This is a genomic window from Planktophila turicensis (SeqCode) (assembly GCF_965234405.1).
Lineage (GTDB): Bacteria > Actinomycetota > Actinomycetes > Nanopelagicales > Nanopelagicaceae > Planktophila > Planktophila turicensis.
Map to the genome: position 1 here is coordinate 1286760 of NZ_OZ248346.1, position 13758 is coordinate 1300517.

A 13758-nucleotide genomic window follows, 5' to 3' on the forward strand; every position below is an offset into this window, starting at 1 on the left:
TAAACCTTTACGCAATAAAGCGCACTTTGAAATTACTGCTTCTTAATATTTATTACTTCAATCTTTGTTCCATATGCTTCATCTGCAATCTCTTTGCGTCGCTTGATATATGCATCAGATGCGCCAGTTATGAGATGTTCAAAACGCTGATCACCCTTAATAAGTGGGTGTAGCTCCTTGGCTGTGTTCTGTGATCCCCAAATAGGAGCATCTTCTTTGATTTTTTGAACAAGTAAATGCGGATGTAAGAATCGGTATACGAGCGCAAGGCGGCGTAAGCCAATCCAGGCAATATGTCGAAGTCCGCGGTTGATATGTACTTGTAGCTGAAGTTGTTGGTATCGCAGCCATGAAGGGCGTACCGGCTCTTCTTGCATCGCTAAGTCGTAGAGAATCTTTGCAACTTCTGCGCCACCCGTTGGGTCTGGTAGTTCAGTGCACTTCTTGCTCAAACGTTCACGTGTTTCTGGCTCTTGTAATTTCTTAACTGTCGCAGTGATATCGCGAAGATCAGCTTGGTTGGCACGCAGTGCAAATCCCATGTCATGACACCACTGTGCACGCGCTTCTTGATCATCTGTTCCACGAATATTTGAGACAAATACAGTTGGCACAAGTGCAGGCAGGAGTTCGTGCACTCCGTTATATCCGGTTGCACATACGCCAGCATCGAAGGCGTGAAGCACTCGTGCAAGCGGGAAGTGGCGTACTACGCGAATATCAAGGCCTTCAGGAGCAAGAGATTTTCCATCTTTATCCAGAGGTTGCTTAGTCAGAATAACCTGGAGATCTTTCCAACCGATGAGACCTGAAAGCGCTGCTGTCATCTTTTCGTTGACATCACTGTCGCCAGTTCCGAGCTGAACAAGAACTGCTGGGCGGTCTAAATCAAGGCCAAGAACCTTGCGCGCTTCATCGCGTGAAAGCGCGGTCTGCTTTTGGTAGAGCGAGACGGAAGAAGTCAGGCGCGCATCTTTACGTGTTGCAGTTGGACCGAAGTCGTAGGCACGGGCGTAATCGCCTGGTTCGACGATGTAATCCATCATCTTTGATTGCAAGCCTAAAACAAAGCGCTGTGGTTTTTTCTGCCAGAGACCACGACGCACCCAAACAAGTGCCAACTTGGAATGTGAAAACTTTGCCGCAATAACACCTGGGTATGGAACCACCCCATCAAATGTCATTACCTTTGCGCCCGTTTCATCAACGAGTGCAAGTAAGCGATCGCGAAGATAGACATCCCACTTATCGCGAGTCATCCACATGCGATCGCGGCCAGGAATATATTCGCAACGAATGCCCATGTATTCAGGAATTTCTGCGATGCCACCGGCCATGGAAACGATAATTGGGTTTGCATGTTCTTTTAGCGCAAGAGCTATTGCACTAGCGCGCGCAAGGTGTCCCATTCCCACACCATTACTGGTTGCGAGAATAATCGTTGGTTTTTCCATAAGGCTCAAAGGTTATCAATTTTTCATGCGTAAACCACGCGGGAATATCACTATTAGTTGCAAACTTTTTTGCCTTCGGAGATACTTGGCATGCGTTAATTCGCAACAACAAAGGAGAGTACTTCTCAAACCGTTTCTAAATCAGAAACATTTGCCGTACAGCTTTACAATGACTACACAAACAGCGATTCAATCGCAACACAAAGCAACACATCGTTACGTACCAACAACATCCACTCCAATCTCGCCTGAAAAAGTAGCTTCCGTACTTGCAGCCGAATGGGATCTCTTCACGAAGAACACCAAGGGCTCAGAGCTCGAGAGCAAGCGCGCCTTCGACTCGCTTCCACTTGGCGTGACTTCCAGCTTCCAGCACTGGGATCCTTACCCAATCTCAATCGTCTCCGCCAAGGGCGCATACATGACCGATGTCGATGGTCGTCAGCTCCTTGACCTCTCAATGGGCTTCGGCGCAATGCTCGCCGGCCACCTCAACCCAGTTGTTGTCGAAGAAGTTCAGGCATCTCTGAACCAAGGAATGCTCTTTGTTACACCTTCACCTACTTCTACCGATGCTGCAGAGCGAATCTGTAAGCGCTTCGGAATCGATCAGGTTCGCTTCACCAACTCAGGAACAGAATCAACGATGTATGCAGTTCGCGTTGCACGTTCTGCAACAGAGAAGATGGGCATCCTCAAGATCGAAGGCGGCTACCACGGCAGCTACGATCCTTTTGTTGTTTCAGCAAAGCCACCACTAAACAAGGCAGGCAAGGCAGAGAAGCCAACTCCTTATGTTGAACCAAACTTAGTTCCAGGTGATATCTATGTTGTCCCTTACAACAACATCCCTGCACTCGAAAAGATGTTTAAGAAGAATGCAAAGAAGCTTGCATGTTTCATCGTTGAACCTGTTCTAGAAAACCTTGCCATCGTTCTTCCGGATGCTGGTTACCTCGAGCGCGTTCGCGAACTGTGCGATCAATACAACGTCGTTCTTATCTTTGACGAAGTAAAGACAGGTCTTACAGCTGGTGCCCACGGTGCAGCGATGCGCCTCGGAGTGAAGCCAGACCTTATTACTCTTGCAAAATCAATTGGTGGCGGACTTCCACTTGCTGCTTTCGGTGGCAAGAAGAAGTACATGGACTTCGTTACCAACGGCAAGATGGCTCACTTCGGTACCTTTAACGGTAATCCCCTTGCAATGGCAGGCGTTCGCGCAATCGATCGCATCTGTTCAGATGAAGCTCTTGCAACTGCTGAAGAGTTCAATTTGCAGGCACTTACTCGCATTGGTGACATCATTGATGAGTACCAACTTCCAGCACACACAGTCGGTTTCGGAATCAAGGGCTGCGTTACATGGTCAACAACTCCTGTTCGCAATTACCGTGATTACAAAGCAACTGACTTCGGTGTTGCAGAGGCACACTGGCTCTTCGCTTTGAACCGCGGAATCATCACTCCTCCGGGACTTGATGAGCAGTGGTTAATCTCTTTGGCACACGGCCAGACAGAGATTGATCTACTCGTTGAAGATTTCCGCGAGTTTGCAAAGGCAATCAGGAGTTAATTCGCCCAATCAATATTTCCTCTAACTACGAATGATGTGAAGGTATGACAATGGAGTCAGCACTAGAAACAGCAAGAGCTCAGTTACGGCGAGCAGTAGAACTACTGAATCTCACTGAGAATGACTGGCAAACACTTTCGACTCCGCGTCGAATCCTCGAAGTAGCAGTTCCTCTGCGTCGAGATAATGGCAATGTCGAAATGTATAAAGGTTTTAGAGTTCAATATTCAACAACTCGCGGCCCATCTAAAGGTGGCGTTCGATTCCATCCGCAAATTGATATGGATGAAACCGTTGCGCTTGCAATGTTGATGACATGGAAGTGCGCACTCACCAACCTTCCTTACGGTGGTGCAAAAGGTGGAATCGCAGTAGATGCGCACTCACTATCACTTGCTGAAAATGAGCGCCTAACCCGTCGCTATACATCAGAAATTCTGCCAATTATCGGTCCGGAACGTGACATCCCTGCACCTGACGTTGGAACAGACGAGCGCAACATGGCTTGGATGATGGATACCTACTCTGTGAATGCCGGCTTCTCTGTGCCAGGAGTTGTAACCGGGAAGCCAATCGTTCTCGGCGGTTCTCTCGGCCGCACCTCAGCAACAGGTGACGGCGTTGCCATTTCAACAATTGAAGCGCTGCGCGTTAAAGGTATTGATCCCAAAGGTGCAACAGTTGCCATTCAAGGTTTTGGAAAAGTTGGATATTGGGCAGCAATTGCTCTTGAAAATCTTGGCCTCAAAGTCGTTGCGGTGAGCGATGTCAACGGCGGAGTCACTGGATTTTCCTCGGTCTCTGAATTGTGGAACCACTTCTTGTCCCAGGGTGATCTCAACGCCCCTGGCACAGACAAACTCACTCAAGATGAATTACTACACCTTGATGTAGATGTATTGATTCCTGCAGCTCTTGCAGACTCAGTTACTGGAACTTCTGCGCTGGGCATCAAAGCAAAAATCATCGTAGAAGGTGCTAACGCTCCGACTACCCCAGAAGGTGATGCGATTCTTAACGATAAGAAAATTCTTGTTGTCCCAGATATTTTGGCAAACTCAGGTGGTGTAATCGTTTCTTACTTCGAGTGGGTGCAAGATAAGCAGAATTACTTCTGGAGCGCTGAAGAAGTAAAACAGAACCTCAATGACATCATGATGAAATCCTTTAGAGAAGTTGAGCAAATGGCGACAGATAAGAACGTTTCTTGGCGCGAAGCCGCTCATATGATCGGTGTAGCCCGCGTTGCCGAAGCCCACAGATTACGTGGGTTATATCCGTAAAATTAAAGCTGCCACGCACGAACTCCGCCAGCAACTCCGGCAGAGTTCGGAACGATAACGACGTCATCGCCCATCAGGTTTAAGTCGCGCTGCTGAATGCTGTGTGAATTTCCGCCACCGATATAGAGGCGATCCCATAGAAACACTGGGCGAAGTTCAGAGACCATCAAGCGCACGCGACGTGACCAGAAGGTATTTCCCATGCGGTGACGTTCGCGATCTCCAATCCATGTGTCATATGTAGTGTTTCGGCGAACTGTTGCATGTGACATTTCAAAGTGTGGAGAAAGCTTTCCACCGTGGAAGACAGAGAATCCAAGTCCTGTTCCAAGTGTGAGCACAATTTCAAGACCTGAACCGGTAACAACGCCAGCACCATGTACTTCAGCATCGTTTAATACTTTTGCTGGCATGCCCAAACGTTCAGCAACTGCAGCTTCGGCATCAAATCCCCACCACTGATCTTTTAGTTCTTGATTCATACGTGTGTGCGGACCGGCATCATTGATGTAATGCGGAGTTGCAACAACAACACCGTTACGAATCATTCCTGGCAAACCAACAGTGACGCGTGCTGCCTTAGGAAGTGAGGCAGCGATTTCTTGAACAGTATCGAGGAATCGCTCGGTTGAAAGAGGATAAGGAGTTTGCACGCGCGTTGGTGCTGCGTGCATAGTTCCGGATTCATCAAGCACGCAGCTCTTAATAAATAGCCCGCCGCAGTCGATGGAGAGAGTGAATTGGCTCATGCGATTGCATCCATAACTGTGATTGTTTCGCCGAAAACTAGATCTTTAGCAACTGCCTGCCAGCCCTTGCTGTTCTCGTTAACCATATGCGCATCCCATGATGGGCGATCGCTCCAGATTTCCCAGACGTTTACAACGTTCTCTTTCTGGGTATCGCGATAGATATCGATAAATTCGCAACCAGCTTCAGTACGGATTACTGAGATGTGCTTAGAGAGAGCAGAGACAAATTCATCGTATTTACCTGGGCGCACATCAATAGCCACAAAGAGGAAGATTTTGCTCACTGAATAACGATACCGATAGTTAAGGTAAAAAAGAAAAGCCCCCGGTGTGAAAGGCACCGAGAGCTTAACTTGTGCGCGCGAAGGGATTCGAACCCCTAACCTTCTGATCCGTAGTCAGATGCTCTATCCGTTGAGCTACGCACGCTTATTGAATTGTGTATTGCGAATGCGAATACTACAGGCTTTTTAACGCTCTGAAAAACTGACCTAAATCAGCGTAATTCGGTGCTTATCCACGCCATGACTGGCTGAGTGGGCGCCCCTCTGCATAACCAGATGCAGATTGAATTCCTACGACTGCGCGATCTGCAAACTCTGCAAGGTTATGTGCTCCTGCATATGTACATGATGAACGAAGTCCCGAAATAATTTCATCAATCAAATCTTCAACACCTGGACGGTTTGGATCAAGGAACATCTTCGATGAAGAGATTCCTTCTTCAAAGAGTGACTTACGTGCGCGATCAAATGCATCTTCTTGTGAAGTACGTGCATTAACTGCGCGCTTTGATGCCATACCAAAGGATTCCTTATAAGCACGGCCCGAGCTATCGCGCATCAAGTCGCCAGGTGATTCATATGTTCCTGCAAACCATGAACCGATCATTACCTGTGATGCACCGGCAGCGAGCGCCAGTGCGACATCGCGAGGATGGCGAACTCCGCCATCTGCCCAAACGTGTGCACCTAACTTCTTTGCCTCTGCGGCACATTCAAGAACTGCAGAAAATTGTGGGCGGCCAACACCGGTCTGCATGCGAGTTGTGCACATTGCACCAGGTCCAACGCCAACCTTAATAATGGTCGCTCCTGCAGCAACAAGATCGCGAACGCCATCTGCAGTTACTACGTTGCCAGCAACGATTGGGACATTGAGGTTGAGCTTTTTAATCAGCTGTAGAGCTTCGATCATCTTCTTCTGATGTCCGTGTGCAGTATCGACAACAAGCACATCAGCCCCGGCAGCAACTAACTTTGCAGCCTTATCGGCTACATCGCCATTGATCCCAACTGCTGCCGCAATACGAAGTTTGTTGTTCTTATCAACTGCAGGCGTATACAAAGTTGCACGAAGTGCGCCTACCTTGGTGATAATTCCAACGAGTTCGCCATTTGCTGAAACCACTGGGGCAACGTTACGAAGACGTTCGTTGAGAAATTCAAATGCTTGGCGTGGATCAAGAGTGTCAGGCATTGTTGTGAGCTCTTGAGTCATGACTTGGCTGAGCTGAGTAAAGCGATCAACGCCGGCTAAATCATCTTCAGTAACGATGCCCACTGGTTTTTTGCCATCGACAATGACGATTGCTCCATGTGCGCGCTTATGGATAAGAGATGCGGCATCAGCAACTGTCTCTTTCAGAGTCAGAGTGATGGGTGTTTCAAAGAATGTGTGGCGCGCTTTAACGGATGCGATGACGTCAGCGACGACAGGGATCGGAATATCTTGAGGAATAACAACCATTCCACCGCGGCGGGCCATGGTTTCAGCCATACGGCGACCGGCAATCGCGGTCATATTTGCAACGACTAGAGGGATTGTTGTTCCACTGCCATCGTTGGAAGTGAGATCAACTTCCATGCGGCTAGTGAGTTCCGAACTGCTGGGAACCATGAATACATCGTCATAAGTGAGGTCATAGACCGGCTGGTTGATAAATCGCACGTACTGAAGCCTACCGCCGATAAGGCAGGGGCGACATAATCGCCTCATGATGCGCTGGCGTGGAGCGATGCTCGATATATCTCGCCACTATTTTGATGCCGCCTTTATCAAGAAGACCATCTCGGCTCTGGCCGCCTTTGATTACAACACTCTTCATCTGCACCTCACCGATGACCAGGGGTGGAGACTGGAAAGCAAAGTATTTCCGCGCCTTCATGAAGTCGGTTCTGTACGCAAGCAAAGCCAAAATAACCACGGACTACTCGAGCCTACCTATGATGGCAAAGAACATTCTGGATATCTGACCCATGCTGATGTCCGCGACATTGTGAGCCATGCGCACTCACTTGGGATGCAGGTTGTTCCTGAAATCAATATCCCAGGACATACCGGTGCACTCTTAGCTGCATATCCGCAATACGGAATCAACCAGAACAGCGTTGAAGTCAGCGGTCGCTGGGGAATCTCGGATTACTTGCTCCGCCCATTTCCAGAAACTTTTGAATTCCTTACCAAAGTATTTGAAGAAGTTGCCGAACTCTTTCCATCTGAATATATCCATGTCGGCGGAGATGAATCGCTGATCGATAACTGGCTGCAAGATCCTGAAGTTGTTGCCTTTATGAAAGAAAATGGATTTGCCACTACTAAAGAGCTCTTCATCTTCTTCATGAAAGAAGTAGAGAAGATTATTTCGGGCTTGGGTAAGAAGATGATTACTTGGGATGATGCATTTGCCTTTGATCCCGAGCAGGCAACCCAAGCAACGGTTATGTCATGGCGTGGAGCTGCAATTGCTCATATTGCACTCGACCATAAACGCGAAGTAATTCAAGGGCCAGTCTTTCCAACCTACTTTGATTACGCACAAGAAGTCTCTGAAGATGAACCGCTAGCAATTGGTGGGCCAGTAACTCTTGAAGATGTCTTGGCATTTACTCCTCTGGCCGGAGTCACTGGAGTTCAATTCCAACTCTGGAGTGAATACATCCAAACCCCAATGCATGCCGAGTACATGATGTGGCCTCGAGCTGCTGCTCTCGCATTTCGTTGTTGGGGTGAAGGCAAAGACTTCGAAAGCTATTTTGCCGAACGCAAACCTAAACTCGATGCGCTGGGCGTGACCATTCGCGATTTAAACCCTCTAAAGCGAGCCAAAATCGCACACTTGGGCATCGGTGCTTACTACCGGGGTTTTGATACCGCTTCAATGATGGAAGCTCTTGAGAAATCAGCAGTTGCCGGAGAAGTCGCGCACGATTTCTAAAGTTTCTTAGCAACTCCGATTTCACCAGGGCGCTCAAAGATCACGTGATACCCAACTGCTTTGTAGAAAGCCAACGCATCTAAATTCTTAGAGCTCAGAATGAGATGAACTCCAGCAGAACCTGCGCTGCGGAGCGAATCTTCCATCGCTGTCATCAGTTTCTTACCCCAGCCCTTGCCCTGCATCTCAGATACAAGATTGATGTGCGCATGGGAAGGAAACTCTTCAAGATATTCAGTTGGTGATTGAAGTGGATTGTGAATCAGATGAGTTAGACGTTCATCCCGGCTCCAATTTTCCTTCAATGCCACATCTGGTTTTTTGTAACTGAGCTGCTTCTCAGGCCACCAAGTTGCTTCAGCAACAGTTTCGAATGAAGTCGTATCAAGAGTTGCGATGCAGTAACCAAGCGCTTCGCCTGTTTCGCTCTGCACGACAAAGCAATGTTCAGGCGATAGATGCAAGTATGGACCAACCCAGATATCGCCTAGTAAGTCGGGTTGTTCGAAAATGCCTGTCGCATCTTTTCCAGAGTCGCCTGTAAGAACGCAGATTTCGTAAAGGCGGTCTTGATCTGCCTTTGTAGCTAGTCGAATATCCATGTTTACTTCAATAGCGCTAGAAGACGTGCAACTTCTGAGGCAACTGCGTCGCGACCTGGAGCGATGTACTTGCGAGGATCTACCAACTTGGAATTAGCGCCAAGTGCTTCACGGATCTCGTGGGTGAAAACGTTATTGAGGTGGGTAGCAATGTTGATCTTGCTCATTCCAGCCTTGACTGCTTTCTGTAAATCAGGATCGCTCACACCAGATGAACCATGGAGAACCAATGGCACAGCGACAGTACGAGCGATTTCAGAGATGAGATCAAAATCTAGAGTGGCATCACGAGTGGTCATGGCATGGGAAGAACCAACGGCCACGGCCAATAAATCAGCGCCAGTAGCCTCTGCGAAGGCCTTTGCCTCAAGTGGATTGGTGCGAACTCCTGGGGCGTGAACGCCATCCTTGCCGCCGACTTCACCGATTTCTACTTCGAGGGTTGCACCGTAACTCTTGCAGAGCTCTGCCATGCGCGCACTTGCTGCCACATTGTCAGCATAAGAAAGCTTTGAACCATCGAACATCACTGAGTCATAACCGAGATCAAGTGCTTCTTTAACCAGATCTTCGCTTTCTGCATGGTCTAGGTGAACTGAAACTGGCACAGATGAAGATTCTGCAATGGCAATTGTTGCAACAGAGATTGGCTTAAGGGCTTTGTGATAGCTGACGCAGTTTTCACTGATCTGCAAAATGACAGGAAGTTTTGCCAATTCAGCGCCAGCAACGAGTGCCTCAGCATGTTCGAGCAAGATGACGTTAAATGCGCCAACAGCAGATCCTGCGCTCTTGGCATCGAGTACTAACTTGCCTGCATTTGTGCGTGACATGGCGCTCCTTAGACAATCACAATCTCGACGCCAAGTGCGCGAAAATCTTTAACAATCTTTGGGTCGATTCCGTCATCGGTAATCAGAACATCAATCTCGCTAATTGGGCGGATTGATGCGAATGCACTCTTTGCAAACTTTGAGCTATCGGTGACGACAACAATCTTGCGGGCACGTGCAGCAATCTGGCGATTCACACGCGCTTCATCTTCATGTCGAGCTGCAGCGCCAATTACTGAATCAATTGCCTCAACACCAAGGAAAGCGATATCAATATTTACTTCCTTCAAAACTTCTTCAGCAAATGGCCCTGTCAGTTCGTAAGACTGTGGGCGAGCAACTCCGCCAGTGACAACAATCTTGATTTGGTGGCGAACAGTTAATTCGGCAGCGATATTAACCGCGTTCGTTACAACTGTAAGCGCTGGCTGAAGTTCTGAAGGATCACCGGGTGCGAACTCAGAACGAGCGACAATCGCGCGAGCAACCGCCGTAGTAGTTGTTCCACCGTTGATTCCGATGATGTCATTCCTAGAAACCATCTCGGCCGCGGCTTCAGCGATGCGCTGCTTAACCTCATCGTCTTTAGCTACTTTGTAGGTAAGCGGAAGACCAAGAGAACCACCCGTGGCAACTGCGCCTCCGTGGGTACGCGATAGCAATTGCTTCTTAGCTAGCGAATCAAAGTCGCGGCGGATAGTTGCTGCTGAAACCTTGAGAGAGTTAGCAACATCTTCAACTTCTACGCTGCCTTTTTCGACAACTATCTCCAGGATTCTGGAGAGTCGTTCTTGTCTACTCACTTCACGCTACCGGCAGTAAGTCCGCCAACCAACCACTTCTCAATAAGTGCGAAGAGAACAACGACTGGAACGATCGCGATGATTGAACCGGCGAAGAGGTAGTTCCACTGAACTTGGTATTGACCAATCAGTGATGTGAGGCCGACAGTAAGTGGTTCACGCTCAGGAGATGATGTCAGGGTCAGTGCAATCACGAACTCGTTCCAAGCTGCGATAAAGGTGAAGATAAATGCGGTGACAAGCCCTGGTAGCGCCAAAGGCAAGACGATACGAGTAAGCGTTGTAAATCTATTACAGCCATCGATCCACGCCGCCTCTTCGATCTCTTTCGGAATACTTGAGAAGAAGCTGGAGAGAATCCAGATGGAGAAGGCCATATTGAAAGCGGCATAAATCAGAATTAACGCAAGGTAGGTATCAACCAAACCAAACTTAACGATTTCGCGGAAGATTCCAACAACGAGAGCGGTTGGTGCAAACATCTGAGTAACGAGTACAAGGAGTAAGAAGAGCTTCTTACCGCGGAAATCATTACGCGCCACATAGTAAGCAGCAGGCACTGCAATGAAGATAACAATGATGGTTGCAGAAATTGAGATGATGAATGAGCTCTTAATAAAGCCCATCAGCGGAATCTCTTTCCAGACGCCGATGAAGTTATCGAAGGCCCACTTCTTTGGCAGATAAGTCGAAGGAATTGCCGTGATCTCTTCCTTTGGCTTAAGGGCCGTTAAAAGCATCTGTAGGTATGGCGCGAAGAAGAGGAAGCCCATAGTCCACGCTGAAATAGTGAGCGAGACCTTCTTGCCTGTGAAGCGCTTATGGCGCTTAGGAACCACGAGAGTAGTCATTAGTTCTGCTCCTGATTCTTTGACGCCTTAAGGAAGAGGCCGATGAAGACCAGAATGATTGCGAAGTTGATGGCTGCCATCGATGCGGACTGCCCTACATCTTGATCGCGGAAGGAGATCTTGTAGGCCAAAGTCGTTGTCGTATCTGTTTCATACCCCGGTCCACCCATGGTGATAACCCAGATGATTGGGAATGAGTTAAAGACGTTGATCAGGTTAATGACCGCTGCGACAAAGAGTGAAGGCTTAAGGAGCGGGAAGATGATGTGGCGATAGTTCTTCCAAGGAGATGCTCCATCAACTTTTGATGCTTCCATGATGTCGCTAGGGACGGTTGAAAGTCCTGCGAGAATTACAAATGATGTAAATGGAATCGAAACAAAGACAGCAACGACCATCAGCCAAGCAAATGATTGCTTTGTATTTGCAAGCCAGTCGATTGGTTCTTTGAGTAGACCGAAATCCATCGCGATCTCATTGAGAACGCCGTAATAAGCGTCGAGGATCCATTTCCAGACAGTTGATGTCATAACAAGGGAGGCTGCCCAAGGAATGATGATTGCCCAGCGAACTACTTTGCGACCTGGATATTTTGCATTGAGAAGCTGCGCAACAGGTAGCGAAATAATCATTGTAAAGAAGACAACACCGAGCACCCAGACGAGTGTACGAATCAGAACATTCGGAAGATCTGGATTATCAAGAAGTGTTGAGAAGTTTTCAAAACCGGCCCAGCCTTTAACGGCGCCAGTTGAACCAACATCTTGGAAAGATGTGCGGAGCATTTCAAATGCTGGCCACACAACGAAAACTAAAATCATGAGAAGCGCTGGAGCAATCCATGGCAAGGCACCTAACCGAGATTTGTTAGCTGAACGCTGTGCCATTTGAAAATGCTCCTATGTGTCTTGCGAATACTTGCGGAATTCTATTGCTTTGCTTAATCGAAAAGTAGAGCGGGGGTTCGCGATCACTCGCGAACCCCCAACCCGTACTTCATTGTCACTACATATGACAGGTATTACTTAGATGCAGCAAGCGCCTTTGCCTGGATTGCATCCATTGTCTTCTGTGGATTTACAAGTGCTGTACCGATCTGCTGCTGGATAGCACCCTTAACTGCTGGGAATGCTGCCTGATCTCCTGGGTAGAAGATTGCAGATGGAAGCAACTTGATGAATGGAGCCAATGCTGGATCCTTTGCCGCTGCTGCTCCTGCTGACTTAGTTGCAGGAATGAAGCCGCCTGCAGCCTTAAGGAATGCTGCGTAGTTTGTTGGCTCGAAGATGAAGTCCATCCACTTAGCAATCTCTGCCTTGTGTCCGTTTGCCTTGTACGCAGTGAAGTAATCCTGAACACCAAGTGTTACAGGCTTCTTTCCTGGTGCAGCAACGAATGAACCTGAACCTAGGTTAATTGCAGCGCCACCGTTGTCCTTGAGCCATCCTGGAAGGAAGACTGAACCGTTGATGAATGCTGCCTTACCTGATGCGAAGAGTGTCTGTGCACATGCTGTGCGATCACACTTAGCTGGGTTTGGCTGTGTCAACTTCTGATCTGTGAGCTTCTTAAGGAATGTCATTGTCTGAACGTTTTCCTTTGAGTTAAGAACCCACTTGCCGTTCTTAAACATTACGCCGCCGTTACCGCCAGCCCAGATTGCGAATTCAGCTTGTGCTTCTTCTGGTCCGAGTGGAAGTGCATATGGGTAAACGCCTGGAACCTTCGCCTTGATCTGCTTGAGAACCTTCTCAAGATCTGTCCAAGTTGTTGGAAGCTTTGTTACGCCAGCCTTCTTAAGGATGTCCTTGTTGTAGAAGAGTGCGCGTGCTGATGCCAAGTCTGGAACAGCGTATGCAATGTTGTTGTACTTAGAGTTGTTAAGGAATGTTGGGACGATGTCATCAAGAGTTGCCTTGCTGACCATTTCATCCGCGCGGTAGAGAAGACCTTCAGCAGCAGCTGCTGCGTAGTCACCCTTGTTTACAACGTCAGGTGTCTGACCTGTTGCAACAAGTGTCTTTACCTTGTCATCAATTGTTTCCCAAGAAACAACATCTACCTTGACTTTAATTGTTGGGTTTGCCTTTGTGAACTTTGCTGAGAGGTCATCCCAGAATGGCTGCATGTTTGCGTAATCTGCTGCGACCATCTTTAGTTCGACTGGGTCTGCTGCCTTAGCTGATGTGCCAAGGACAGAAGCCGCGATCAAACCTGTAGCTGCAACGAGTGCGCTTAGGCGAGTCACTTTCTTCATTCGTATAACTCCTGACGGGTTTAGGCCCCGGCAAAGGGGCTTCGTTGGGGCTAGTCGACCACCTTCGGGGGGCTAAATCAATGATTTGCATGTAACTGTTTGGTAACGAACAAATTAAATCAAAAACACG

The 13758-nt window shown here is 48.2% G+C and carries 13 protein-coding genes and 1 tRNA gene; 3 read left to right on the forward strand and 11 right to left on the reverse strand.

Translation table 11 applies throughout. The features are described from left to right. Positions 1-32: 32 nt before the first annotated feature. Positions 33-1454, reverse strand: coding sequence for a UDP-N-acetylglucosamine--LPS N-acetylglucosamine transferase (locus tag AC8GFK_RS06725; RefSeq protein ID WP_506625127.1), 1422 nt, complete (start codon positions 1452-1454; stop codon positions 33-35). A 169-nt stretch (positions 1455-1623) separates the two neighbouring features. Between AC8GFK_RS06725 and AC8GFK_RS06730 the strand changes: the two genes are divergently transcribed. After that, complete coding sequence (locus AC8GFK_RS06730) at positions 1624-3030, forward strand: aspartate aminotransferase family protein (protein ID WP_506625128.1); 1407 nt, start codon at positions 1624-1626, stop codon at positions 3028-3030. Positions 3031-3074: 44 nt separating this feature from the next. Continuing rightward, positions 3075-4313 carry a Glu/Leu/Phe/Val family dehydrogenase gene (locus AC8GFK_RS06735; RefSeq protein ID WP_506625129.1) on the forward strand — a complete coding sequence of 413 codons (1239 nt, stop codon included), beginning with the start codon at positions 3075-3077 and terminating at the stop codon, positions 4311-4313. A gap of 2 nt (positions 4314-4315) precedes the next feature. On the opposite strand, the gene AC8GFK_RS06740 is transcribed toward AC8GFK_RS06735, so the two are convergent. From AC8GFK_RS06740 to AC8GFK_RS06755, 4 genes are all read right to left on the reverse strand, one after another. Then, a complete protein-coding gene (locus tag AC8GFK_RS06740; protein WP_506625130.1) occupies positions 4316-5062 on the reverse strand; it encodes an ROK family protein in 747 nt (248 codons plus the stop codon). Further along, positions 5059-5349 carry a putative quinol monooxygenase gene (locus AC8GFK_RS06745; protein ID WP_506625131.1) on the reverse strand — a complete coding sequence of 97 codons (291 nt, stop codon included), beginning with the start codon at positions 5347-5349 and terminating at the stop codon, positions 5059-5061. Before AC8GFK_RS06745 ends, AC8GFK_RS06740 begins: the two co-directional genes overlap by 4 nt. Before the next feature lie 72 nt (positions 5350-5421). Next, positions 5422-5494 (reverse strand) — tRNA-Arg (locus AC8GFK_RS06750). Between the two features lie 84 nt (positions 5495-5578). Beyond that, positions 5579-7015: a GuaB1 family IMP dehydrogenase-related protein gene (locus AC8GFK_RS06755; RefSeq protein ID WP_506625132.1), complete on the reverse strand. Its 1437-nt coding sequence runs from the start codon at positions 7013-7015 to the stop codon at positions 5579-5581. 46 nt (positions 7016-7061) lie between these two features. Here AC8GFK_RS06755 and AC8GFK_RS06760 point away from each other — a divergent pair, with 46 nt between their 5' ends. Next, on the forward strand, positions 7062-8282 hold the full coding sequence (locus AC8GFK_RS06760) for a beta-N-acetylhexosaminidase (protein WP_506625133.1): 1221 nt from the start codon (positions 7062-7064) through the stop codon (positions 8280-8282). On the opposite strand, the gene AC8GFK_RS06765 is transcribed toward AC8GFK_RS06760, so the two are convergent. From AC8GFK_RS06765 to AC8GFK_RS06790, 6 genes are all read right to left on the reverse strand, one after another. Further along, entirely contained in the window at positions 8279-8884 is a 606-nt protein-coding gene (locus AC8GFK_RS06765; RefSeq protein WP_506625134.1) for a GNAT family N-acetyltransferase, read from the reverse strand. The genes AC8GFK_RS06760 and AC8GFK_RS06765 overlap by 4 nt on opposite strands. A 2-nt stretch (positions 8885-8886) precedes the next feature. Beyond that, positions 8887-9717, reverse strand: a complete 831-nt coding sequence (locus AC8GFK_RS06770) for a class II fructose-bisphosphate aldolase (RefSeq protein ID WP_506625135.1) — start codon at positions 9715-9717, stop codon at positions 8887-8889. 8 nt (positions 9718-9725) lie between these two features. Then, positions 9726-10520, reverse strand: coding sequence for a DeoR/GlpR family DNA-binding transcription regulator (locus AC8GFK_RS06775; RefSeq protein WP_506625136.1), 795 nt, complete (start codon positions 10518-10520; stop codon positions 9726-9728). Continuing rightward, positions 10517-11371 (reverse strand): carbohydrate ABC transporter permease, encoded by an 855-nt coding sequence (locus tag AC8GFK_RS06780; protein ID WP_506625137.1) that lies wholly within the window; start codon positions 11369-11371, stop codon positions 10517-10519. The genes AC8GFK_RS06775 and AC8GFK_RS06780 overlap by 4 nt, the downstream gene beginning before the upstream one ends. Further along, entirely contained in the window at positions 11371-12258 is an 888-nt protein-coding gene (locus AC8GFK_RS06785) for a carbohydrate ABC transporter permease (protein ID WP_506625138.1), read from the reverse strand. The genes AC8GFK_RS06780 and AC8GFK_RS06785 overlap by 1 nt, the downstream gene beginning before the upstream one ends. A gap of 134 nt (positions 12259-12392) precedes the next feature. Further along, positions 12393-13628 carry an extracellular solute-binding protein gene (locus AC8GFK_RS06790; RefSeq protein ID WP_506625139.1) on the reverse strand — a complete coding sequence of 412 codons (1236 nt, stop codon included), beginning with the start codon at positions 13626-13628 and terminating at the stop codon, positions 12393-12395. Between the last annotated feature and the right edge of the window lie 130 nt (positions 13629-13758).